The sequence below is a fragment of the Psychrobacter glacincola genome (genome assembly GCF_904846215.1).
GTDB classification, from domain to species: domain Bacteria; phylum Pseudomonadota; class Gammaproteobacteria; order Pseudomonadales; family Moraxellaceae; genus Psychrobacter; species Psychrobacter glacincola.
The window spans coordinates 48,757-73,459 of sequence record NZ_CAJGZK010000002.1 but is presented as its reverse complement, the minus strand read 5'-3'; the positions used below and the strand labels follow the sequence as shown (position 1 = coordinate 73,459).

Genomic DNA, 24,703 nt, shown 5'->3' with positions numbered 1-24,703 from the left:
ATGCTGGATAGTTTCTTAACAGGTATCGTGAGGCAGCATAAGGGACTTTTCGGACAGGTATCGTAAGGCTATACGAATTGATGCGAGTAAACGCACAGAAAACGCATGATAAACGCACGCTTAAAATACCATTATTTGAGCGCGTGCAGCCAATAGCAATTTAACCCCATGAAAGAAAATAGCAAGCTCATAATAGTATCGATTAGGTAATAACTGGATAACCGAATATATAGAATGTACCTAAGAGTAAATAGCCCATTGGTTAATACTAAAGAATACTGATTATAGAGATGTCTGCATGTTGAGAGATGTTGAAACGGTAAACAGTGAAAATAATTACAAAGTAATCTTTAGTTGATAGGGTAGGCACTGAATAACAGTAAAATAAAAAATTATTGTTGGTATTATGGTTGGTATCGTCTATTTTAAAATTATTAATAACGTTTATTATCAATGACTTATATATAGTTTAGTTTCCGCCATCTCCACCAAACAACGATAAAGGGCTGACCGTCATAGACTGTTAGCCCTTTATTTTGGGCGTTTTTCAGGTATTGAGGTTTATATAGGGGTATAGCGTCCTATATAGTAAGCTATAGCCAACGAACAATAAAGCCGATACAATAACCATTATGGCATATTCAAAAGATTACCGACAAATGATATTAAGGAAACTAGAAGACGGTCACACCTATCGTCAACTTGCTCTGGAGTATCAAATAAGCACCAGCACCATACAAAGCTGGTGTAAAAACATTGATGGTGTAGAGCGTCAGTTTAAACCGACAAAGATAGATAATAAAACACTCATAGCAGACGTTGAATTACATCCTGATGACTATCACTATGAGCGCGCAAGACGTTTCAACTGTAGCGATAGAGGTATATCTAAAGCATTAAAGCGTCTTGGTATTACCCAAAAAAAAGACACTAAACCATCCTAAGGCAGACGCTGAACTAAGAGGCGTGTTTCTTGAGCAATTGCACCAGTTCGAGACAGATAATAGACCCATTGTATTCTTAGATGAAAGTGGCTTTAAATCTCATGATAACAGGCCTCACGGTTACTCCAACAAAGGACAAAAATGCTTTGGTGAGTATAATTGGCAGTTAAAGAACCAGACTAATGCTATAGGGGCAATTTATAACAATCAATTATTTGCTGTCGGACTTTATGATTGTAGCGTTAACAGTGACGTTTTTCATAGTTGGGTAAGCCAGTTACTACTGCCTAATCTTCCTAAGAACAGTGTTATCGTTATGGATAATGCTACTTTCCATAAAAGACAAGACATACAAGAGCTTATCGAAGATGCAGAACATACCATTTTATGGCTTCCACCTTATAGCCCAGATTTAAACCCTATTGAGCAAGTCTGGGCTTGGGTGAAACGCAAACGTAAAGATTGGCGTCTAGATTGTATTGATATTTTGTTCTTTTATTTCCTCTGGCTATGTGACAGTTTTTAAGTTCGCTGACTATATACAATAGAGGATCAAGTCATTCTTTCCTATAAACTATACTTGTTCTAATCGTCTGGCCAGAAACTAAGATTTTTTCATCTTAGACTCGCGTTTTTCTTGTCGTTGTTGAAGTTTTGATAACTTGTCTATAAACATTGTAATTTGAGAAGTACTCATTAGGTAAGGGTTGAATTCATTGCTAGCTGAGTATTTCAGAACATATTCTTTATTCTGATCATTAGCAGTTAAATATTTCATTGACCATTTATTCCAATGCCTTTCCTCAATTTCACGGCATTCAATAATTTGCAAAGAAAAATGTCGCTTGTCCTCAATCAATTTTTTTAACAGATTGTTAATAACCGGTCTTGCGCCTTCAATAACTTGGAGAAAATATTTTTCATTAATCACTAATGCACCAGTAATACCATTACGCTCATTGTTACGCTGTGCCTGCTCAAGAATACGTGCTACTTCGATATTTGAATTTTCAGTGTTATAACGGCTAACATAAGTTAGACGCAGTATAATATGCTCGCCATGATGACTATTTATATTGTTTTTATCGGAAAGCTCATTCAGCTTTAGCTCCATAATGTACTCCAGCTTATTAAAGTTTGTTTTTATTTGACGATTCATCGTCATTATTTAATAGAAGATTTTTAACTGTAGCTAAAAAACTTGTATGAAACAAGCAGGTTGAATAAGGACTTATGTTATCTAACGGCTATCATTAGCTAATGTATCCTAAATAAATAAAGCGATGCTATTTCAATCGATTAATAATTTATACGATATATCTATGTTTATTCATGGAAAAAATAACGATAGAGAATAGCTGATGTGATAGCATCAGAGCGATTGATAGCTTTTATGCCTGAATTTTTCATTAGAATTACAGCATCATCTATTGATAGTAGAGGTAAGAGGTTGCTACATAAAGTTAATAATACACAATAAGAAAAAGGCTTCCAATTACTTGGAAGCCTTTCAATATAATGGTACCCGGAGCCGGAACAGAATTATGGGATTAAGTATTTGATATATATAGTTAAGTTTTCAATAATATAATTTAGTACACTCATGAGTATACTTAAGATTCAATTTTCAATTTTATAATTCAATAGTAACTAAATATTATTGCTTGAACAGGTTTTAGTATAATACAAGCTATGAACGTAATATGGTGAGGCAGAAGCTGTTGATAGACTTGCAAAAAGTATGAGGTTAGCCTGAAGTATCGTCCTTATCTACTGCTTCAGTATCATCATCAATAAGCTGAGCATACATTTGTTCGATAGAATGGTTTATAATTTTCTGAGCGGTAAAGCCACTAAAAGCTATAAGTTTGTCTAACTTAGGCTGATTTTTCTTATATATTTTTATAATACCATCGCTCGTTTTACTCTTAGAATCATATTGCTTTTGCCCATCCCATGCCTTCTTAATACTAAATAAAACATAGCTTCGTGGAGAATAACCCTTATTCTTTTCAGTTCCAATATTGTCACTTTCAATATTAGAAAGCCTATCTAAACTGGCTAATATAAGCTCATATTTTTCCTCAATGGTCTCAGGAAAAAAAACACCTTTGAGAATAGTATATTTATTCTTCTCAAGATAATCACACGCCCACTCTATCTGTTCATAGTTAGAAATATCAAGCCATTTTAGCTCTTTGTCCTCGGTACGACCTTTTAAGTATGTTGATTTAATTGACAGTAAAACTGCAGTTTTCCAGTCACCATCTCTGAGTATTTCGTCTTTGTAATCGAGGTTATATGAAGTGCAGTTTAGAATTGATATATGATAGCGTAGTAAATTCGATATTCCAGTAATCAACTCTTTTTTACCTTTGTAAGCATAGTCACTAACTGCACTCTGAATCAAGCTCATTAAAAAAAGTGAGCATCGCAGATCGTTTTTAAACCAATCAAGATAGCTATCTGGTAAGACATTTTTGGCTTTATAATTTACCAACAAGTTATATCTATCCATAGAACTAGGATAACTTTTAAGCTGACTAATCAGTAATTCTTTATAATCATCATCATTGTAAGTTATATTTTCCTGACTTTTGCCTAATAAATGGTTATCTATATATAGTAGAGATCTTGCATCCGCTGACCTCAGTTTTTGCAGATTCTTATAAAAATCTTCAATACACCTCCTACCAAATTTTACATCTTTGATGTGTTCATCTGTCATTAATTTTAAAAATTGCGATTGACTGTAAATCATCGATTCTTGATCAAATGGATAGTTCTGGTTGTCAGGAAGCCTAGTTAATTGTCCATCCACCGTGTCATTTCCTCATAAAAGATTATAGAAAAACACAGTATAAAACCTAGTTTTTATTAGGTTTTATACTGTGTTTTTTATAGTTTATTTCTAGCAACAAATCCATACAGACCTTATTATTAGGCGATATAATTTACCTATAGCTAATATATACTAGCTTACGATGAGAGTCTATATTTTTATTACGTATTAAACGACGGGCTGGTTAACTACAGCGATGGATGTTGCGAGTCTATACTAAATTGGCGCAGACGAAGCTAAGCAACTATTGAGTTAAAATTTGCTAGATATAATAACTAGCAGCTTTAATCGAAAGTGCTAGTTTAATAGCGAAAACATACTTATCAAACCTAGTTCTAAGTCACAGTAGATAGCTTTAGAAATTTGCGATCTCAACCTATTTTAAGATATTACAGCGAAAAATTGTTCAGACTAGTTGGTAGTGCCGTTCAGCTAACTCCATCTTCACCCTCTTCCTTAAAACACAGTAATTTGCTGTGTTGCGATTTTCATAAACCTAAGGCTGGCTTACAAAAAGCTTGCCTTTGGATGCTCATGGAAGGACGGTACGATAATATAAGTTATATTAAGTACTACTTAACCAAGGCGGATTCTATCCGCACTTAGTAGTAAATAAATATACAACCCTATGAATATATGTAGCACCCATTCAACTTTATATTCATAGGAAAACAAGCCATGCTCTACTCACCTGTTAATCACTCACAGCTTATCTCTAACGTCGACAGACTGGTTAGAGATGTATTATTTGGTACGATCAATTTTCAACAAATCAAAAGTCAATTGAACGAGTTCTATTACTCGTTCATGATTAGCCTTGATTCTGAATTCAGATATTCAAAACCAATCCAGGCATTTATAGAAAGCACCAATATGATTATCGGTAACGCGTATGCTTATAACGTCTTTTGGGATGAAGAAAAGACGATGCAGTTTATTAACTTACTGTCAGATTATGAGAAGGCGATAAAAAAAGACTACAGCGCGTGGCGTTATCAGAGTAATAAAAACTGCAGAAACTTAGAGTCTAATATCAGAACATTGATTTCGGATTACCCAAGATTATTGTTTGTGAGAGTGGATTTAAAATACATACCAGAACTCAGTCATCACATTACCATTCGTGATTTTGACTTTCATATGAAAAAACTAAGAGACGCCATTCATAATGGCGATACTTGTTTTAAGCATTTACTTAGCCATGCTTGGTCATTAGAACATGGTGAAGACAATGGTGGCTTTCACTGTCATTTGCTATTGATCTTTGATGGCGCAAAGCATTACAAGGACAGCTATTTGGCTGATCAAGTTGGACAAAAATGGCGAGATATTACTGAAGGCGTTGGCTATTGCTTTATCTTAAATACTAGAGAGTATAAAGAAGGTCTTGCACGCCGCGGCATACTTGGTATCGGCATGATTCATCGTGATAACTTACAGGAAGTCGAGAATGCGGTTAATGCTGCCTTGTATTTAACCCGTCCTGATAAGCGTGATAAAAGTTATCAACGTCTTAAGGTGTCTTTACCGAATATGAATACGTTTGGGCAAAGTATGGTTATATAAACTTAGCAATTGTATTTACGAGAATCACAAACGTAGAGGCTTGCCTGAATAACAAAATATTTTTAGATATATATTATTTTCATGTGATAAGACAGGAAGCCTAGCTACCTGTCTGTTTAACACTAATTCATCCTAGTCAAAGGTCTGCTTAATTGCAGGCCTTTTTTATGCGCTTAACTTATGGAGTTCTCTATGAGACCGATCTGCCCCCACTGTCATTCAGCCAACGTCATAAGTAATACGGTTACTGACAGTCCCTTTAATATCTTCGAGCAGCTGTGCTCACAATCTGCCCTATCAGGGCTTGGTGTAAGCATCTGTAGGTACTACAAAATCAATTCAGCTATCGGTGTGGTGGTAGGTACGGCCCTTGCCTCAGCAATCAGCTTGGCCAAAGACAAGCTACAACAGCCACCTTTGATCACCCTAGCAGCAAGGCCCAGTTATACCTGCAATACCTGCTCAAGAACCTTCACCATCTAAAGCACCCCTATAGCCAATACTCATAATCAAATCTAAAAGGAATATTCTCATGGCACATTTAATAGAAAGTATGGCATACGTTGGCGAAACCCCTTGGCATGGCTTGGGCAATGAGCTTGCACCCAAGCAGCCTATTGAGGTCTGGGCCAAACAAGCAGGTATGGACTGGCGTATTGAGTCCTCGGACGTCAGCTACATGGCTAATAATGACAAAGGTCATAACCTGATTCTGCCCTTTGCTGAGCAGAAGGTCTTGTACCGCAGTGATAACTTTGAGCCGTTATCGGTGGTCAGTCAACGCTATCAAGAAGTTCAGCCTCGTGAGATTCTAGAGTTCTATCGTGATCTTACCGAGCAATCGGACTTTGAGCTTGAGACCGCAGGTGTTCTAAAGGGCGGGCGTAAGCTATGGGCATTAGCACGTACAGGCCAGTCAGCAACGCTTAAAGGTAAAGATGTCAGTAATGGCTATCTCTTGCTGGCAACGGCTTGTGATGGGACGTTAGCGACTACTGCTCAGTTCACCTCGATCCGGGTGGTGTGTAATAACACTCTAGCGATCAGCCTTGCGAACGGCAATAGCGATATGGTGAAAGTGCCACATTCCACCTCGTTTGATGCCGATAAGGTCAAGCAGCAATTGGGCGTGTCGGTGAAGCAGTGGGATGAACACAGCTATGAGATGAAGCAATTGTCAGAGCGCCGTGTCACCCAAGCAGAAGCAGCCAATTATCTTAGCCGTGTATTCAACGATCAGGACAATGACATCATTTTATTTAACAGCGCTAAGAAAGAGAAAGACGCTGTGCCCAATGCTAAAGCGATGAATCAGGTGATGCAGATGTTTAACGGTCAAGGACGCGGTGCCACACTCGACGCCGCTCGTGATACCGCTTACGGTTTGCTGTGCAGCATTACGGAGTACGTTGATCATGAAAGGCGTGCGATGAATACGGACAATCGCCTGAACTCAGCATGGTTCGGTGCTGGGGCTAAGCTTAAGCAAAAAGGTTTAGAGCAATCGCTGCTAATGCTTGCCTGATCAGCTACGTTTTAAGAAGTCCAACACAATCAACCACGCCTTTGAGCGTGGTTTTTTTATGCCGTCTTTTTAATAAATGGTACTAACCAACAACAAATCTAACGAAGGAGTTCATTATGAACACAATCGCATTGAACCATATCGCTCAGCTAAGACAAACCAAGCGTTCAACCGTTAAGGTAAAAGCGCCCATCACCACAAAAGCCAATATAGATAGCGAAACAGTAAAGCCGTCTACCACTCAATCAACCACTGCAAAACGTCTGGTCAATACCAAAACCCTCAGTCATGAGGACTGGCTTGAGGTACGCAAACAAGGCATTGGCAGTAGTGACGCTGCTGCTGCCTGTGGAATACACCCTTACTTATCGATGCTTGAGCTGTGGATGATTAAGACCGGTCGTCTGCACTCACACTTAGACGACGATATTGATGGCTACTCACCATTGTACTGGGGCAATATACTAGAGCCGATGGTGGCTAAATATTATCAACAGCACACAGGTAATAAGGTCAGGCGTGTCAATGCCATCTTGCAGCACCCTGATCCTGATAATCACTTTATGCTCGCTAATTTAGACTATGCAATCACTGGTAGCGATGAAGTACAGATATTAGAGTGTAAGACCGCAGGTGAACATGGTGCCAAGCTCTGGAAAAATGGTGTGCCTTTGTATGTCACTTGCCAAGTGCAGCACCAATTGGCAGTCACGGGTAAAACTGCTGCGCATATTTGCGTGCTGCTTTGTGGTCATGAAGCCAAGATATATAAAGTTGAGCGTGACGAGCGCTTGATTGCATCCATCATCGAACATGAGCGTCTGTTCTGGCAATATGTAGCAACAGACACGCCACCAACCCCTGATCATAGTGAATCCGCAGCAAGAGCATTAAAGAAGCTGTATCCAACCGCTAAGCCATCCAGCAAAGTCGATCTACGTGATGATGACGGCGCTAATAAACTGTTTGAGCAATTAATTAGCTACCGTGACTATATGCAAGAGCTAGAAGAACGTCATGATCAGGTGAAGCACCAGCTACAAACGCTGATTGCCGATAATGAGGTCGCTGTATTTGATAAAGGCGCTATTTCATGGAAACGCTCTAAAGACAGTGTCAGTCTTGATAGTAAAGCACTAACCAAAGCGCATCCTGAGTTGCTTGAGCAGTTTAGTAAAACCCGTCAAGGCAGTCGTCGCTTTGTCATCCTTAATGACTAAGCTATTAGTCACTTAACCATCAATATATTCATCCACCAATCAAAGCTAACCAATTAAAACAAGCACATAACTGCCCACCTATCACAGGTGGGCTTTTTTATGGCCAAACACATTCTATTAAATCCATAAGGAATATCACCATGATTAAAGGTCTAACGATAACCCCGCCCGTACTAGGTCGTATCAGCATTGGACGTGTCATTCAAAAAGACGGCAAGCGTCTACCTGCTAAAGACGATCAATTTACCATTACCAGCCAAGTGCAGAATAAAGACGGATGGATTAATCATCCACTTGATGAAAAGCTACGCGCAAATAATGAAGGCAAGCTGCGGCAAATACCGGTACGTATGCTGTTCAATGATCCTGAATTAAACCTACGAGCTGAGTACACCTTGTTTGATAGACAAACCGGACGCCCACTATGCGTCGGTGACGGTGAGCAGTGTCAGCGTCGAACCAGTAAAGGCGTTGAAAGCCATCCTTGCCCATCACCTGATCGCTGTCCATTGGCGCAAGGCGGCGCGTGTAAGCCTTATGGCAGACTATACGTCAATCTGTCTGAGGACGATGAGCTGGGCACGTTTATCTTTCGGACAACGGGCTTTAATAGTATTAGGACGCTTGCTGCACGCTTAAGCTACTTTGCCGCGGTATCAGGTAATAAGCTGTCTTGCTTACCGCTGCAATTAACGCTTAGAGGTAAAAGCACGACGCAAAGCTATCGCACACCAATTTACTTTGTGGATTTAACCCTGCGTGATGGTGTGACACTTAAGCAAGCGGTGCAGGATGCACAAGCGATAGATAGTGAGCTGAGCGAACACGGCTTTGATCAAGCAGCATTAGAGCAGGCTGCAAGACAAGGCTATGTGAATTCATGCTTTGAGATTGATGGCGATGATTTAGCAGAAGTTGCTGAGGAGTTTTATCCGATGGAAATAGATGCTGTTAGTAATAACCAGCAGGGGAATTATCAGAACGGGTTAGCCACTCATAACGTGACTAGCATCGAACAAGGTCTACGGAAAAGTGTGACAACAGTGAGCTGAAATAGTTAATGCTCATAAGCGACATAAGAGAGAGCTGGATGATTCAGCTCTTTTTTTATTGCTTTAAATAAGTGAAGCGGTAGGACTGCATAGGACGCCGTAAATAAATATGGGACTCCGTAAGTGTATGAGAGAAAACGCTCTCATTCACTTACAAGGAGCTAATCATGGAAAACTTAAATATAGCACAACCAGTTATTGAGCAATGCAACCATATTCCTCAGCTACTGAGTATCAAAGACGTTAGTAGCTATACTGGTCTTAGTCGTTCTACGATTTATGAAATGGTCAATGAAAAATCTGATCGTTACGATCCAACGTTCCCCAAGAAGGTAAAGCTGACACAGGTAAGGGTAGTGTGGGTAGCGAGCGAGATCGCTAATTGGATTAATGACAAAATTGAAGCAAGATCAGCTTAGTTAATAGATCGGCCGATTCACTCAAAAGTGAGTCGGCTATTTTTTTTGTTTAATGCCTAATAATGAGCGTAACGTTACGACTGTGGCATGATTGGTCTCATCAAGTACTGGCTTAGCGAATAAGGGATCATAGCTTTTCGGTAACGCTGGATTATCGGACAATTGTAGATGCAACAGACTCTTACACTTTTGCGCGGTATGAGGAATATTCTGTTTCAGTACGCTAAGCAACATGCCTTCTAGGCATAGTGGTGTTGAGTATAAGATGGTGATACCTGAATCTTTAGCTGCTTCAATATCTTGTTGCTTAACAGGAACATCGCTATCCATCAAAATAAACTTCTGGTCATAATCAACATGACGACTCTTTTTAACTGTGTCTTTGATGATATCGTGCGGTGAGCCACCACTAGAAAAATCAAGTGTGATTTTACTGCCAGAGCGTCTTTCGTGATAAATGCCTTTCATATGGCTTAAAAAGGCCTTGTCATGCTCGCCTTCACCCATAACGAGTAGGGTGGTTTTGTTGACTGACCTAGTAAGTTTGCGCTTTGCCATAATCTAACCCCTTATAGATTTGGTATCGCGTCAAATGCGCCAGCCATATATTTTGCATAAAGGTTATCATCATTACGAATCCCTTCCATCTCATCAAGCCGCCAAGCTTCTGAAGCCTGCTCGTATTTTTCGACCAAATATATTTGATGCTTGTTCAATAAGTTAAACACCTCAGGGGTATGGCAACTAAAAATGAGCTGCGCATTATAAGGGTTGTGATGCGATGAGCGAAACAAATCAAAAATGGCAGGCAACAGCAGTGGGTGTAGGTCATTATCAAGCTCATCGATAATAGCTACGCCACCATTCTTAAGCACTGGTAGTATGAGCCCAAGCAAACTATAGGCAGATTGTGTACCATTGGATTCTTCATAAATCATAAGCTCAAATGATTCATCACCCACTTTATGTACACCAAAAGGTAGTAGTACTTCTTGCTGCTTACCCTCGTTTACCATCATCACGCTTTTTATATTAATCTCATCTATGCCCGTATCGAACTGACAAAGTAGCTTTTCAGCAGTTTGTTTTAAACCATCATCCTTAGCAAATAATTCTGTCATTTCAGGTATAGATTGGCTAAGGCTACCAAGCCTACCCATTGAGACTACATTAGTTTTATAGTGATTGAACATATCAAAAACGGCTTCTGCCAATGGCTCATCGAGCAAATTGGCATAGCTGATAAGTGAGGCGTTTTTCTTCACATCATCAGCTAAAGAGGGAATGACAAAGTTACGATGTTTATAGTTAAGCTCGTCACCGTCATGATGACGTATAAATACATAGCTAAATTGGCTACTGGTCTTTTTGTATAATGCCTCTTTAACCACGCTATGCTGTGTCAACGTTAGCTCATAGCGATACTCATCATAAATGCCATCAGCATTTTTAAGTAAAAAACCAAATTCAAATTCAGAAAATTCATCATTACTTAGCGCAAATTGGCTAAAAGAAATAGGTTGCTCTGAGTCAAGGCTGCTAGTAGATTCACACATAAACCAACGAAGAAAAGCAATGGCTTTTAATAGCTGCGTTTTACCGGAGCCATTCGCGCCAAGAACAGCTGTGACTTTATTTAGTCGATACTGGTCTTGCGTGGTATCAACATAAAAATCATAGTCAGTCTTAGTAGGTTGCTTACCCAAAGAGAATGACACCTCAGTAGACTCTGAGTAAGAGTAAAAATTATTAAAGCGAATATAAGTAATCATATTAGGTCACTTTTAACAAAATATTGTGGTTTCCCTGATAATATAGCATATTAATGTACATGTAGTATTATTGAGTGTATTAAGGTTCACTTTGTTATAATACTTGCAATAGCTCAATATAATCTTGGAAAGAGTTTTTGTAGGGTGTTTCAGATGTATTAACTTGTAGATAAGAATCTGACAAGTTAATAGTAGAATGCTCGGAGTTAGATAGAAATCCTGAGTATTAGGTCACTAAGCTGACTTTGAGATATAGTAAAGCCCACTTAAAAGTGTTATAAACTAATTATCAAACCCAATTGTTATTATAAAGACCATGACTTACTCACTAGATTTTCGTATGCAAGTTCTTAAAAGCTTAGACGAGGGTATGACCTTTGCCGGGGCGGCTGAGTTCTATAATCTCAGCCCCACCACCATACAGAACTGGAAGCGGCGTGTTCATAGTAAAACAACCAGGCAAACCAAACCCTATAAAATACCAGATGACGTGCTACTTAATGACGTCAAAGAACATCCTGATGATTACCAGTATGAGCGAGCACGTCGTTTAAGTTGTAGTAAAACAGGCATTTATCATGCCCTAAAGCGCCTTGGTATCAGTCAAAAAAAAGACCTTAGAGCACCCAAAAGCATGTCTGATCAGAAGAGCAGCGTATCACAGTAAGCTTGATAGCTTTACGCATCAAGGCTATCCCATCGTCTATATGGACGAAAGCGGCTTTGAGAACGAGACCATCCGCTCTCATGGTTACGCGCCTATTGGTAAGCCTTGTATCGATAGCTACAACTGGCAAGCAAAAAAGCGCACCAATGTCATTGGTGCTCTGTATGAAAAGATGTTGTTTGCACTTGATTACTTTAAACAGAACATTAATAGCAGCATATTCTACGACTGGTGTAAACACACGCTAATCCCAAGTCTTAAAACCAAATGCGTAATTGTGATGGACAACGCCAGATTTCACAAAAGTAGACGCATTCAAAAGCTACTAAACAGGCACGAGCATCGTATTCTTTGGTTGCCACCTTACAGCCCTGATCTGAACCCTATCGAAAAGAAATGGGCTCAAGTGAAGTTTCTACGCCAAGGCTGGATGGAAAACGACTTATCCAAATTGTTTTATGATATTTGCCCTGGTCATAACACTTTTATTTTGAACTGACTATAGATAACTGTTCACGTGCTGGTTTTTCCAACAACTCAACATGTATTTGATTTGATATAAGATCTAGCGCTGGTCGTTTAATTTTATTGAAGTATGATAAATTTTCAGCTTCTACCTTGGATAACTTTATACGATTGTTTGTACTATTTAAATAGCCCCTATATATATCATTGATGAAAATCCCCTTTATATGAAATTGAATTTGCTGGTAATGAATGTCATATACTTGCAACTGTCATGCTTCCATTAATAATGACGTTTTACTAAAAATGTATCGTGTTTTATTTAGGATTAATGCTGTTGCAAAAGCAGTCTTTTTATTAAAAAAGACTATTAATGGAATTTTTATCATTAAATATATATATAAAACAATTACTTAAGTGTCTCTCTAGAGATTAATGAATGGTCTTTATTTTTCCAGTAAATATGTTTTAAGAAAATTATAGAGACTGTATATATAAAGGTTGGAGTGAATAGAAAGACTGAACTAGGCACTAACATTCACACGCATTTCTTCCGTATCTTCACAGTATTTTACCCTTAACTCTTTAAAGCTCACCTGACCATTTTGGATAGCTTGCTTAATGATTTTCTGTCGTTGGTTTAGCCTAGCATTCCCTGTTTTAACTTCTGCAATAATGAGATGCACGTCCTCGATAGGCACGTTGCCATCGGCGCATTCGTGTAAGTTTTGGAAGATGACGTAGTCAATCGGTTCACCCATGAATCGGCAGTCTGAAGGGTTGTAAGGAAAGTCAGTAATAAAGGGCGTGAACTGTTCGCCAATTTGACCTTTTAGCACATTGCGCTGCATATTGTTGGAACGCTTTTGAGCCTCTTTAATGTCTTTTGCTAATTGCTGTTGAAAGCCTGCTTCTCTTTCGAGCATATCGTTCCTAATTTGCGCAACATCTCGTTCACTTTGTAGCAAAGCCTTATTTTGTAATTGTATCCGTTGTATAGCCCATACAAGCATGGCTAATATCAGCAGTATTGTAATTAGTAGCATAGTAGTGAGTGTCATAGTTTTATTCTCCGTATTATCAAATAGAATCATATTTAAGCAGTAGGGGTCATGTCCATTTCTTGCAGTCGCTGAAAGACGGTGTCTGAAAATGGTTTGAAGTAATTCCATGACTTATATTTTTGATTGTACTGACCACCGCCTTCGTTACGCCATTGCTTTAGTATTTCAATAACATCATGGTTGTAGGTCACACACTTAATAGATACCATGCCTGAATTAAAGACTCTGACGTCGACCCAAGCATGATTGATGGTAAAGCGATAGATGGTATAGCCTTTATCAAAGCTTCCATTGCTATTCTCATCAGTGCTGCTCTGGCAATTATAGATAGGCTCAGGTAATGGTGTAGGGGCTACTGGTATTGTGATCGACTTCGGTGCTGGGAATATCCATTCCTTATTACTGACACAGTCTAAAATGTAATCTTTGGCTTCCTCACTTGGCAATTCAATACCTTGCGTGATGATTTCTCTCAAGTCGATTTCAACGGTCTTAATACCTAATTGCTTAATAAAATCTGCTTTATCAGTATCGATGAAAGAAGTCACGGCAACTTCAATAAACATCATTTCCCCGTCTACCGTTGCGACTATATCCGGTCGAATACAGCCAACAGCTTGCTCCTCAATCAGCTGATTAAACTGCCAAGTTTTATCCTCGCTATCTTCATCATCAGGTAGGGATGGTAGCGTTAAATACCTCTCTTGCATAATGACTTGTTTAGCAAACTTGTGTAGGATGCTTTCAAGATGAATAGTGCAGCTTTCTTTATTGTTGAGATGCGCAAAATGATGCTCATTTTTTTCACCTTTACGAGCTACCACAGGCTCACCACATTCAAAGCAAAAACACATACAAGCCAGCCCTCGCTCGACTTGCTTAACATTGACGATTTGCTTTTGCTCATTAACAGCGATTGACATTGACATAGTTACCATCCTTTTATTAGTTGGTTAGGAGTGAGGTAATTATGAGAAGAATTCTGCCTCTAAAACAGACTGCTATTGGGGTCTTAATAGGGGTTTAACCGGTGCATTATTATGGAAAACAAACACTTAGATGTATTTGAGGAGCTGCATGATCAGTTATTAAACTATCCTCGTAATACGCTATGGGATGAATATTTGAAAGTTATTGTTCGAGAACAACTCAAACAGTTTAAGTATTCTGATAGTGGTTTTGAACCTGAGAAACTATCAAGACAACAAATTTATGCTAGAGCAAAAAAAACTGATGAGAATAGAGTAGACAGTCAGACTGCTAAAAATGCAGTTAAGACTTCAAAATTAAAGTCAACTCTGACCGCATTTATTGACTCGCAACCAGACTGCAAAAAAGCGTTTTTGCAATTGGGCTATAAACCAATAATAGTTGCTACGACATCAGACGGTGGTTCGAAGAACAAAGCATTGTTATGGATGGACATTCAGGCTATTAACAGTGCGAACGTAGAGCAAGAACATATAGATGAAGTCAGCTTGTTAGAGACTGACGAAGACAGTGACGATGAGGACTTAAGCAGTGTTACCTATGAGCGTAAAGCTACTTCTGATATTAAGCTCTCTTTACTTGTTCGGCTTTTCTTCAAAAAAGGTGAGCTCAAGATGCTGAGTGTGAGCGGAATCTCACTTATGTTATTACTAATGCTAAGCGCTCTGGTGGATATTCTTATTGTCATATACTCAATACTAGTCCTTTTGTTATTGAGTGATTTACCCAGCTTTAAACTTTGGCAAGCTATGGTTTTTTTGGTATTTATTCCTGTGGCTTATCTTAACTGGCGATATTTTCTTATGCCCTTACAGTCGTTACCTCAACATCGTGTGATTAAAGCACCTATGTTCTTTGCTAATATTAATGATGATAATGCTGATATTGAGATGTACCGAAACAAAGATAAGCTCAACATAGCAAGGATTACAGAGTTTACTGCAGTCTGTCCTATTTGCTCTGGAGTAATAGAGCTTGCTAATGGTAAGCCAGATCAAAAGCCGCCCCTAGTAGGGCGCTGTAAGGAAGCGCCTCATGCACATGTCTATAGCTTTGATCGAATGACGATGAAAGGGTACTTTTTGGGTGTGCCAGACTACTTAATAAATATGGAGAGTAAGGATTGAACCGCCCCAGGATTGTCAGAGGATTAACAATCTGAGAGAATACCACAATGAAAACACGAAACTACACCCTGAGATGAAAGTGCGAGCTGTTCACATGCCAATTGAAGCTGCGAATGATTATCCCTCCACATAGTCACCCATTCAAGCTATCGCCTCTAAGATTGGCTGCACACCTGAGACCCTGCGATCGTGGCATAAGAAGCACATAGACCAAACCATTCCTGCCTCAGCACAAGTGCAAAGCCAAGAGCAGCGTATTAAAGAGCTTGTACGCGAAAATAGAGAGCTTAAGCAAGCCAACGAGATTATACGTAAGGCTGCTGGTATTGAAGCCCAGGCAGAGACGGGTCGTCCACCCAAATAATGGTTCAGTTTATTGATATTAACAAGCAGGAATATGGGATTGAGCCGATCTGTAGAGTTCTACCTTGAATGGGTGGATTGGTTCAATAAGACTCGTCTACATAGCACGATTGGTTATGTGTCAGCTTTTGAGTTTGAAAAACGGTATTATGGTAATTTGACTCTGTCAGATATCGCTTCCTGACTCAAGTAAATCAAACCTCCGATAAAGTCGGGGCGGTTCAGTCAGATTGAGGAGTCATTGCTTATAATCCTATAGCTATCAATAAAAAAGCCACCTTAGCACACGGTAATGTGGCTTTTTTATACAAGTACTACCTACCCACTATTCATTAAGTACAGTTGCTCACATACTGTGCTTCGGTTAAGTCTGGGTTACGACAGTCTTTCAATCCATCATACCCATCGTCATAATCTGAACGTTCAATAATGAATTTACGTAAATCAGACTCTGTACCACCACCAAGTGTAAAATCATTTAATAAATCTATCATGTCTTGTGATATCTCAATATCATTGTCAATGAGATAATCAATGTGTGCCGCTTGCGCTGGTGTTAGTGGTCCGGTTATTTCTACAGCATTAGCACCTGTTCCATTATTGTAGTAGTCCTCATCATTCACAGTATCAGAAGTACCCTCACTTACGTCTGATATTGATGTCATGTCAGGATCTTGCTGCTCATTTAGATCTTGTAATGCATCGTCATAGGCTGCACTTGTATCCTCTTCATTAGCCCACTCTAAGTCAGCGGCAGATGATTCTTCGATCTTCTTATCTTTTGAGTCTAAAGAAAAGTTAATCCTTGTCACCTTCCAGCTAAGCCAGTCTCTATGCATGATCACATCTATGGACTCATTCGGATCATTAGCATCAATAATCTGAACTTTGAACCGATTAAAGGACAGGTAGCCGGCTTTATAATCGATATCTTCATTTTTGGCTTTAGGCTTATCTTCAGGCGTGTCATTATTTAAGTCAAAATCTAGTTTTTGCCCTTGGAGCATTAATGCAACACCATCTGGCGTTACTAAACCATCAATGAGTGGATCTATCATTGCAGCGCCTAACATGGTGCCTAACGCCTCAAAACCATCTTGCTCCTTAATGGAAGCAAGCTCTTTGACCATAACGGCTTTGACTTGATCTTTCATGCTTTGCTTAACACTAGGGAAATCAATATAACCTGAAAGTTTATCGGCATCTCCTTGCTCAGCGGCATTTTTAATATTATTTAAAACGAGATAGGGTGATGCATAAAGATAAATTACAAATATAACCAATAACCCAATTACCCAAGGTAAAAACTTTTTCAAAACATCTCTCCTGAATGCCTAGTAATATTAGGGCTTGATAAAGCAGTGTTGGATCATTAATTAGCTCAAATGCTTACAATTGCCAGTATTACTTAGGGCAAATGCGATAATGATTGAGGTTTACATAACAGTAATAATCAGTAATGAATATTAACATTAGTGCGTACCTAAAACAATTTGATAAACTTTTATTTGCTAAAAATATTTATCAAATGTTTATTTGAGTATAATTTTTTATATCTATTAGCACATTTATAATTATCTATAACCTCATGTAAAATCAGCGTTAATTACTATTTTCAATCTATAATCATCATAAAACAATAAGCCATTCCAAAAATGAGTTAATAGACGTGCTTGCTTAAAAGCACAATCTAGCTAAAATTGTTACCACAAAACAAATCACTTTCTTGTACGGTTAATCATGCATTCATTGCATGGTTAACCATCAGAACATAGAGAATAAAAAACATGGCTAAAACACCTGCGAACAAAAAAGATAAAACAGACAATGGTAATTTTGAAGAAGCCCTTTGGGATGCCGCCAACAAGCTACGAGGCAGCGTCGAATCATCAGAATATAAGCACATTGTCCTTAGTCTGATTTTCTTAAAATTCATCAGTGATACCTTTGAGCAGCAGCGCCAAAAGCTCATCGATACTGGCTATGAAAAGCATATCGACATGGTGCAAGCCTATACCAAAGATAACGTCTTCTATTTGCCAGAGGAGAGCCGTTGGAGCTTCATTCAGCAGAATGCCAAGCAAGAAGACATCGCCCTTAAAATCGACACGGCGCTTAGTACTATTGAGAAGACCAACCAATCTCTCAAAGGCGCATTACCTGATAACTACTTCTCACGTCTGGGCTTAACGGCCAGTAAGCTTGCTGCCTTGATTGATGTGGTCAATAACATCGATACTATCGGTAATCCTGAAGAAGACACCGTCGGGCGCGTCTATGAGTATTTCCTGGGTAAGTTTGCCGCGACTGAAGGTAAAGGCGGTGGTGAGTTCTATACGCCCAAGTCCGTGGTCAATCTCATTGCAGAAATGCTAGAGCCATATCAAGGCAAAATCTATGATCCGTGCTGCGGCTCAGGCGGTATGTTTGTCCAGTCCATCAAGTTCATCGAGAGTCACCACGGCAATACCAAAGACGTGTCTATCTATGGGCAAGAGTACACCAGCACCACGTACAAACTGGCGAAGATGAACCTTGCCATTCGCGGTATCTCTAGCAACTTGGGTGATGTGGCTGCCGATACGTTCTTTAAAGATCAGCATGAAGACCTCAAAGCGGACTTCATCATGGCAAACCCACCCTTTAACCAAAAGGATTGGCGCGCCTCTGATGAGTTAGTCGATGATCCACGCTGGGCAGGTTATCCGACACCGCCGACGGGTAATGCCAACTACGCATGGATATTGCACATGATATCTAAGCTCTCTGAGCATGGTACAGCAGGTTTCGTACTGGCAAACGGCTCGATGTCTACCACCACCAGTGGTGAAGGCGAGATACGCCAGCAAATCATTGAGAACGATCTGGTCGATTGTATGATTGCGCTACCGGGTCAGCTGTTTTATACCACCCAAATTCCGGTGTGCTTATGGTTTATCAGTAAAGATAAAGCAGCCAAATCCGCTGACAGTCAAGCAAAAGGGCTGCGTAATCGTAGCGGTGAAACCTTATTCATCGATGCACGCGCTATCGGCAGCATGATTAGCCGTACTAATAAAGAACTCACCAAAGATGATATCGAAGCGATTGCCAAGACGTATCATGCATGGCGCGGTGAAGCAGAAGCAGGCGGTTATGAAGCCTATAGCGATGAGGCAGGCTACTGTAAATCAGCGACGCTAGATGATATCAAAGCCAATGATTATGTGCTGACCCCTGGACGTTATGTGGGTGCTGCTGCTATCGAAGATGATGGCATTGCTTTTGAGACTAAAATGCTAGAGCTAAGCCAAACGCTGTATGTGCAGATGCAAGAGTCGCAAAAGCTAGATGCAACCATTCGTCAGAACTTGGAGGTATTGGGTTATGGTGAGTGATTGGATTGAAGTGCAGCTACAGGATATTGTAACTAAATTAGGCGATGGTTTGCATGGAACGCCAAAATATTCAGAAAATGGAGAATATTATTTTATTAATGGTAATAATCTTGAGAACGGTCAAATTGTTTTCAAAGAACAAACCAAGAGAGTCGACCACACACAATATCTAAAATATAAAAAAGAGTTAAATGAACGTACATTGCTTGTTTCGATAAACGGAACAATCGGCAATGTAGCTTATTATAATGGTGAAAAGGTTGTTCTAGGTAAAAGTGCGTGTTATTTCAACTTAAAGGATGACATAGACAAAGGCTATGTAAGATATGTATTGTCAGGTCATTACTTTCAAAGCTATCTACATGCATTTGCTACAGGAACTACAATAAAAAATGTATCGCTTAAATCAATGCGAGAGTTCAGCTTCCCAATTCCACCGCTTCCAGAACAAAAAGCCATTGCCCATATCCTCGGTTCTTTAGACGATAAAATCGAACTAAACCGCCAAATGAATGGAACGCTAGAAGCGATGGCGCAGGCATTATTTAAAAGCTGGTTTGTTGATTTTGATCCGGTGATTGATAATGCGTTAGCCGCTGGTAATACTATTCCTGATGAATTGTTAGAGCGTGCTGAGCAACGTAAAGCGATTGAGAAAAAAGACAACTCAAATATTCAGGACTTATTTCCTAATGAGTTTGAGTTTACTGAGGAAATGGGGTGGATTCCAAAGGGGTGGGAATCTGGAACGCTTGCTGATATTTGCTTCTTCGGAAAAGGTAAAATAAATACCTCAGAACTCAGTTTGGAAAATTATGTTTCTACTGAGAATATGAATAAAGAAAAAGCGGGTATTTCTTACGCGGCAAGTATCGCGAGTACTAGTCAAGTTCCAAAGTTCTCTGTAGGACAAACCCTGATTTCTAATATACGTCCGTACTTCAAAAAGATATGGCTTGCTAGTTTCAGTGGTGGTCGGTCAAATGATGTTTTAGGCTTTCAAGCTAATGATGCTGTAGCTAATGAATATCTATTTAGCCTTCTTTATCAGGACTCTTTCTTTGATTATATGACTGCAACATCAAAAGGAACCAAAATGCCACGTGGCGATAAAGCAGCAATCATGAGCTGGTCAGTAGCAATACCTCCACTAATATTGGTGGAAGAGTTTTCAAATAAAGTAAAACCTATGTACTTAGCAAATAATATTCGTTCAAAGCAGGCTATTTCTTTATCTGAACTCCGCGATACTCTTTTGCCTAAGTTGATGTCAGGTGAGCTCCGCATTCCCGATGATGTTTTTTAGGATACTTGGATACTTGGAAAGTATCCTACAGAATTTAAAATTAAGCCATAAGGTGCAGAAATGAAAAATAGCTATGCGCTGCCATTACTATTTATACTTATTTGCTATAGCCACAATGCTAATGCAGGTGATGTATATCCCAAGCAGGCCAATAGCCTGAATTCGTATGAGTTTGGTCAGTTCGTCAAAGACTATATGCCTAATGCTAATGCTTCAAATTCATGGAGCTTTAGCACTAACGACTCGAAAATTATCTGGGACAAAGGCATTGAGAGAAACGAATACACTAGGCAATTCCAGAAAAATGGATATATACGGATAAACTTTGATAACTATAGCTTACAGGAATCATCTTATAACAATCCCAATAGTAAGGCTGAAGCCGCATGGGGGATTAGTTACTATGGAGACAATACTAAAAATGTTGACATGATAAGTATAAATCATTCTGAAGCTGCTGGAATGTTAAGCACAGATGAAAACGAAAAAGTTAAACCCTTTAATTCTTTGATTGAAAAAAATATTCTTTATAAGCCTGTATGTCTTTACAAGATGACGGGAGGTAATTATTCAATAGCTTATGAACTCTCCTCACCAAATAAGAAGGATATATACCTACTTGAAACGAACTCAGAAGGTTCAGGCGGTCTATCAACGTTCTATGATTTATTTAATGAAAAAGAGAAGTTGCATGAATATTTCTTTGATGTTAGCGATAAAAATGAAAACGCTTGTTTGATTATCTGAAGGAAACTTTAAATTGTACTTAGGGTTTCGATTTACACGCTAAGTTTATAAAAAGGACGCACGCATTGAAATTCACCGAAGACAGACTTGAACAAGCTATTATTGAGTTGCTATCAGCCGAGGGCTACCCACATACGCTAGGCGAAGCACTCGACCGCAATCCTAATGATGTGCTGATTAAGTCTGATCTTCGACAGTTTCTAGCGACCCGTTATAGAGATGACTTGATCACAGAGTATGAGATTGAGTCCATCATCCATAAGCTTGAATATCTTCCGGCGTCTGATCTGTACGATACCAACAAAGCCATCATGAAGTTTGTCGCTGATGGATTTTTCTTGAAGCGTGAGGACTATACTCAAAAAGATTTATACATCCAGCTGATTGACTATGAAGCACTCGATAACAATCGCTTTCGCATCGTGAGTCAAATGGAGATACAAGGCTTTGAGCTGCGTATTCCTGATGGCATTCTCTATATCAATGGCTTACCACTGGTGGTGTTTGAATTTAAAAGCAGCATCCGTGAAGATACCACCATGTTTGATGCCTATACCCAGCTGACCACTCGCTATAAGCGCGATATTCCAGAGCTGTTTAAATACAACGCCCTATGCGTCATCAGTGATGGGGTCAACTCAAAGATGGGCTCATTCTTTGCCCCTTATGAATTCTATTACTCCTGGCGCAAAGTCACAGGCGAAGAAAAGCTTGAGAAAGACGGTATCCACTCCTTATTGACCATGATGAGCGGTTTATTCGATAAAGCGCGCTTGCTTGATGTCATCCGTAATTTTATTTACGTACCTGACAAATCAAGCAAGGAAGAAAAAATCGTTTGTCGCTATCCGCAGTATTATGCCGCCACCAAGCTATACGACAATATCAAGCAGCACATGAAGCAGCTCGATAGTCATGGCAATTTAATTAACAATAATGGCTTACGTGACGGGAAGGGTGGTACGTACTTTGGCGCGACTGGCTGTGGTAAAAGCTTTACCATGCTGTTTCTAGCCCGTCTGCTAATGAAAGACGCGGCGCTTGGTAGTCCAACCATTATCTTAATCACTGACCGTACCGACTTAGATGATCAGTTATCCAAAACCTTTACCAACGCCAAGACCTATATCGGCGATGAGAACATCATCAGTGTCGAGAGTCGTGCTGAGCTACGAGAAGAGCTCAAAGGACGCAAAAGTGGCGGTGTGTTCCTAACCACCATTCATAAGTTCACCGAAGACTTAGCCTTACTGACAGAGCGTACCAACGTTATCTGTATCTCAGATGAAGCGCATCGTAGCCAAATCAATCTCCAGCAAAAAATCACCGTTACCGAAGATGGGGTTAAAAAGACCTACGGCTTCGCTAAATACTTGCATGATTCTCTGCCCAATGCCACTTACGTTGGCTTCACAGGCACGCCGATTGATGCCACCCTTGATGTCTTCGGCCCCGTCGTTGATAGCTACACCATGGTTGAGTCGGTATTCGATGAAATCACCGTACGTATCGTCTATGAGGGCCGCGCTGCCAAAGTGCTACTCGATAGCAAACAACTTGATGAAGTAGAAAAATACTATCAAGAAAGCGCCGACGCTGGCACCAACGAATATCAGATAGAGAAAAGCAAAAAAGCCATGGCGAGCATGTCCACCATTCTTGGTGACCCTGATCGTATCCGCGCCATCGCCGAAGACTTCGTTCAGCATTATGAAGCACGCGTCGCTGAGGGCACCACACAAAAAGGCAAGGCGATGTTTGTCTGTAGCAGCCGTGAAGCTGCCTATCAGTTATATAAAGACATCATAGACCTGCGTCCTGAATGGGATGAGATAAGAGCGTGCGAGGAAGGCTCAACCTTATCGGAAAGTGATAAGAAAAATGTCAAACCGATGGAGCGAGTCAAAATGATCATGACTCGTAACAAGGATGACGAAAAAGGCATGTGGGATAATCTTGGTAATAAAGACTACCGCAAAGAGCTAGACCGTCAGTTTAAAAACGGCAAATCGAACTTTAAAATCGCCATCGTCGTCGATATGTGGCTCACAGGCTTTGACGTACCTTTTCTCGATACCATCTACATTGATAAACCTTTGCAAAAGCATAGCCTGATTCAAACCATCTCACGGGTCAACCGTAAGTTTGAAGGTAAAAATAGCGGCTTAGTGGTCGATTATATCGGCATCAAAAAGCAGATGAACCTGGCGCTCTCGCATTACACTGGCGGTCAGATTCAAAACCTAGAAGATATCCAAAAGTCAGTGGTGGTGGTCAAAGACCATTTAAACCTACTGGATACGGTTTACCATAAGTTTGACTCTAGCCTGTACTTTAATGGCACGCCACTGCAGCAACTTAACTGCTTAAATGCGGCGGCTGACTTTGCGCTGCAATCTAAAAAGCTAGAAAAACGCTTTATGGATTTGGCCAAGCGTTTGAAGTCTGCCTATGATATTTGTGTCGGTAGCAGTGAGCTCACAAAGGCGCACAAGGACAAGATTCATTACTACCTAGCCATTCGTACCATCATCTTTAAAATAACCACTGGTGGCGCTCCTGACGTCGAACAGATGAACCAAAAGGTACGGGATTTGGTGAAAGACGCGCTACTGAGTGATGGTGTTGAAGAGATCTTTAAGCTGGGTGATAACACCGACGGTGAGATTGATATCTTCGATGAAGACTACCTAGCCAAGCTTGAGGTGATTAAGCAGCCCAATACTAAGCTGGAGCTGCTACAACAGCTACTCGCTAAAGCCATTGGTGAGCTGAAAAAGACCAATAAGGTTAAGGGCGTTGATTTCAGTAAGAAAATGAATGCGCTGGTTGAAAAGTATAACGACCGCGATGAGCAAGATGTACTGCGCGCCGAAGTCATCGGCGACTTCTCTGATGAGATCATAAAGCTGTATCACGAGCTGCGCGAAGAGATGGCGTCGTTTGGTGAGATGGGTATCGACTTTGAAGAAAAGGCGTTTTACGACATTCTGCTGTCATTAGCGCATAAGTACGATTTTACCTATCCTGAAGACAAGCTGATTGAGCTGTCAAAAGAAGTGAAAAAGCTTATCGATGAGAAAGCTAAATACACCGACTGGAACAAACGCGACGACATCAGAGCTGAGCTACAGTTTGATTTGATGATATTGCTCGATGAATGGGGCTATCCACCTGTGGATTCAAAAGAGGTCTATAAAGAGATATTCGAGCAGGCTGAGAACTTTAAGAAGAATAGGGTGGTTTAGTTATACTCA

Annotated in this window: 23 protein-coding genes; 16 read left to right on the top strand and 7 right to left on the bottom strand. The window is 39.9% G+C overall.

The genetic code is table 11. The features are described from left to right. Window positions 1-632 precede the first annotated feature (632 nt). Together JMW90_RS01450 and JMW90_RS01445 are read left to right on the top strand one after the other, a co-directional pair. The gene (locus JMW90_RS01450; RefSeq protein ID WP_201561351.1) at window positions 633-944 is read left to right on the top strand and encodes an IS630 transposase-related protein; all 312 of its coding nucleotides are present in this window, start codon (window positions 633-635) and stop codon (window positions 942-944) included. Next, complete coding sequence (locus JMW90_RS01445; protein ID WP_201561350.1) at window positions 907-1,470, top strand: IS630 family transposase; 564 nt, start codon at window positions 907-909, stop codon at window positions 1,468-1,470. The genes JMW90_RS01450 and JMW90_RS01445 overlap by 38 nt, the downstream gene beginning before the upstream one ends. A gap of 78 nt (window positions 1,471-1,548) precedes the next feature. On the opposite strand, the gene JMW90_RS01440 is transcribed toward JMW90_RS01445, so the two are convergent. Both JMW90_RS01440 and JMW90_RS01435 read right to left on the bottom strand, forming a co-directional pair. Then, a complete protein-coding gene (locus tag JMW90_RS01440; protein ID WP_201561349.1) occupies window positions 1,549-2,058 on the bottom strand; it encodes a BLUF domain-containing protein in 510 nt (169 codons plus the stop codon). Between the two features lie 633 nt (window positions 2,059-2,691). Further along, on the bottom strand, window positions 2,692-3,765 hold the full coding sequence (locus JMW90_RS01435; protein ID WP_201561348.1) for a hypothetical protein: 1,074 nt from the start codon (window positions 3,763-3,765) through the stop codon (window positions 2,692-2,694). Window positions 3,766-4,464: 699 nt separating this feature from the next. On the opposite strand from JMW90_RS01435, the gene JMW90_RS01430 reads away from it, so the two are divergent. The 6 genes from JMW90_RS01430 (at window position 4,465) to JMW90_RS01405 (ending at window position 9,568) form a co-directional block, all read left to right on the top strand. Next, window positions 4,465-5,352 carry a YagK/YfjJ domain-containing protein gene (locus tag JMW90_RS01430; RefSeq protein WP_201561347.1) on the top strand — a complete coding sequence of 296 codons (888 nt, stop codon included), beginning with the start codon at window positions 4,465-4,467 and terminating at the stop codon, window positions 5,350-5,352. Window positions 5,353-5,544: 192 nt separating this feature from the next. Further along, window positions 5,545-5,835: a hypothetical protein gene (locus JMW90_RS01425; protein ID WP_201561346.1), complete on the top strand. Its 291-nt coding sequence runs from the start codon at window positions 5,545-5,547 to the stop codon at window positions 5,833-5,835. 49 nt (window positions 5,836-5,884) lie between these two features. After that, window positions 5,885-6,877, top strand: a complete 993-nt coding sequence (locus tag JMW90_RS01420; protein WP_201561345.1) for a DUF932 domain-containing protein — start codon at window positions 5,885-5,887, stop codon at window positions 6,875-6,877. A gap of 116 nt (window positions 6,878-6,993) precedes the next feature. After that, complete coding sequence (locus JMW90_RS01415) at window positions 6,994-8,097, top strand: YqaJ viral recombinase family nuclease (protein ID WP_201561344.1); 1,104 nt, start codon at window positions 6,994-6,996, stop codon at window positions 8,095-8,097. 140 nt (window positions 8,098-8,237) lie between these two features. Then, window positions 8,238-9,149 carry a recombination directionality factor gene (locus tag JMW90_RS01410; RefSeq protein ID WP_201561343.1) on the top strand — a complete coding sequence of 304 codons (912 nt, stop codon included), beginning with the start codon at window positions 8,238-8,240 and terminating at the stop codon, window positions 9,147-9,149. 167 nt (window positions 9,150-9,316) lie between these two features. Then, window positions 9,317-9,568, top strand: a complete 252-nt coding sequence (locus JMW90_RS01405; RefSeq protein ID WP_201561342.1) for a helix-turn-helix transcriptional regulator — start codon at window positions 9,317-9,319, stop codon at window positions 9,566-9,568. Window positions 9,569-9,604: 36 nt separating this feature from the next. Here JMW90_RS01405 and JMW90_RS01400 read toward each other — a convergent pair whose 3' ends face one another. Further along, window positions 9,605-10,126 (bottom strand): hypothetical protein, encoded by a 522-nt coding sequence (locus tag JMW90_RS01400; protein ID WP_201561341.1) that lies wholly within the window; start codon window positions 10,124-10,126, stop codon window positions 9,605-9,607. Window positions 10,127-10,137: 11 nt separating this feature from the next. Beyond that, window positions 10,138-11,340 carry an AAA family ATPase gene (locus tag JMW90_RS01395; protein ID WP_201561340.1) on the bottom strand — a complete coding sequence of 401 codons (1,203 nt, stop codon included), beginning with the start codon at window positions 11,338-11,340 and terminating at the stop codon, window positions 10,138-10,140. A gap of 316 nt (window positions 11,341-11,656) precedes the next feature. Between JMW90_RS01395 and JMW90_RS01390 the strand changes: the two genes are divergently transcribed. Together JMW90_RS01390 and JMW90_RS01385 are read left to right on the top strand one after the other, a co-directional pair. Then, window positions 11,657-12,007, top strand: a complete 351-nt coding sequence (locus JMW90_RS01390) for an IS630 transposase-related protein (RefSeq protein WP_201561339.1) — start codon at window positions 11,657-11,659, stop codon at window positions 12,005-12,007. After that, the gene (locus tag JMW90_RS01385; RefSeq protein WP_201561338.1) at window positions 11,934-12,506 is read left to right on the top strand and encodes an IS630 family transposase; all 573 of its coding nucleotides are present in this window, start codon (window positions 11,934-11,936) and stop codon (window positions 12,504-12,506) included. Before JMW90_RS01390 ends, JMW90_RS01385 begins: the two co-directional genes overlap by 74 nt. Before the next feature lie 490 nt (window positions 12,507-12,996). Here the strand turns inward: JMW90_RS01385 and JMW90_RS01380 are convergent, their stop codons facing one another. Both JMW90_RS01380 and JMW90_RS01375 read right to left on the bottom strand, forming a co-directional pair. After that, window positions 12,997-13,485, bottom strand: coding sequence for a Holliday junction resolvase-like protein (locus tag JMW90_RS01380; RefSeq protein ID WP_227691830.1), 489 nt, complete (start codon window positions 13,483-13,485; stop codon window positions 12,997-12,999). Window positions 13,486-13,568: 83 nt separating this feature from the next. Next, window positions 13,569-14,465, bottom strand: coding sequence for a competence protein CoiA family protein (locus JMW90_RS01375; protein ID WP_201561336.1), 897 nt, complete (start codon window positions 14,463-14,465; stop codon window positions 13,569-13,571). Window positions 14,466-14,576: 111 nt separating this feature from the next. Here JMW90_RS01375 and JMW90_RS01370 point away from each other — a divergent pair, with 111 nt between their 5' ends. Together JMW90_RS01370 and JMW90_RS13870 are read left to right on the top strand one after the other, a co-directional pair. Continuing rightward, complete coding sequence (locus JMW90_RS01370) at window positions 14,577-15,653, top strand: hypothetical protein (RefSeq protein WP_201561335.1); 1,077 nt, start codon at window positions 14,577-14,579, stop codon at window positions 15,651-15,653. 235 nt (window positions 15,654-15,888) lie between these two features. Beyond that, on the top strand, window positions 15,889-16,017 hold the full coding sequence (locus JMW90_RS13870; RefSeq protein WP_265089209.1) for a hypothetical protein: 129 nt from the start codon (window positions 15,889-15,891) through the stop codon (window positions 16,015-16,017). Between the two features lie 331 nt (window positions 16,018-16,348). Here the strand turns inward: JMW90_RS13870 and JMW90_RS01365 are convergent, their stop codons facing one another. Then, window positions 16,349-17,332, bottom strand: a complete 984-nt coding sequence (locus JMW90_RS01365) for a DUF2939 domain-containing protein (protein WP_201561334.1) — start codon at window positions 17,330-17,332, stop codon at window positions 16,349-16,351. A 471-nt stretch (window positions 17,333-17,803) separates the two neighbouring features. Between JMW90_RS01365 and JMW90_RS01360 the strand changes: the two genes are divergently transcribed. From JMW90_RS01360 to JMW90_RS01345, 4 genes are all read left to right on the top strand, one after another. Beyond that, window positions 17,804-19,393 (top strand): class I SAM-dependent DNA methyltransferase, encoded by a 1,590-nt coding sequence (locus JMW90_RS01360; protein ID WP_201561333.1) that lies wholly within the window; start codon window positions 17,804-17,806, stop codon window positions 19,391-19,393. Continuing rightward, the gene (locus JMW90_RS01355; protein ID WP_201561332.1) at window positions 19,383-20,699 is read left to right on the top strand and encodes a restriction endonuclease subunit S; all 1,317 of its coding nucleotides are present in this window, start codon (window positions 19,383-19,385) and stop codon (window positions 20,697-20,699) included. The genes JMW90_RS01360 and JMW90_RS01355 overlap by 11 nt, the downstream gene beginning before the upstream one ends. A 60-nt stretch (window positions 20,700-20,759) precedes the next feature. After that, the gene (locus JMW90_RS01350) at window positions 20,760-21,446 is read left to right on the top strand and encodes a hypothetical protein (RefSeq protein WP_201561331.1); all 687 of its coding nucleotides are present in this window, start codon (window positions 20,760-20,762) and stop codon (window positions 21,444-21,446) included. Window positions 21,447-21,511: 65 nt separating this feature from the next. Further along, entirely contained in the window at window positions 21,512-24,694 is a 3,183-nt protein-coding gene (locus tag JMW90_RS01345) for a type I restriction endonuclease subunit R (RefSeq protein ID WP_201561330.1), read from the top strand. Window positions 24,695-24,703 lie beyond the last annotated feature (9 nt).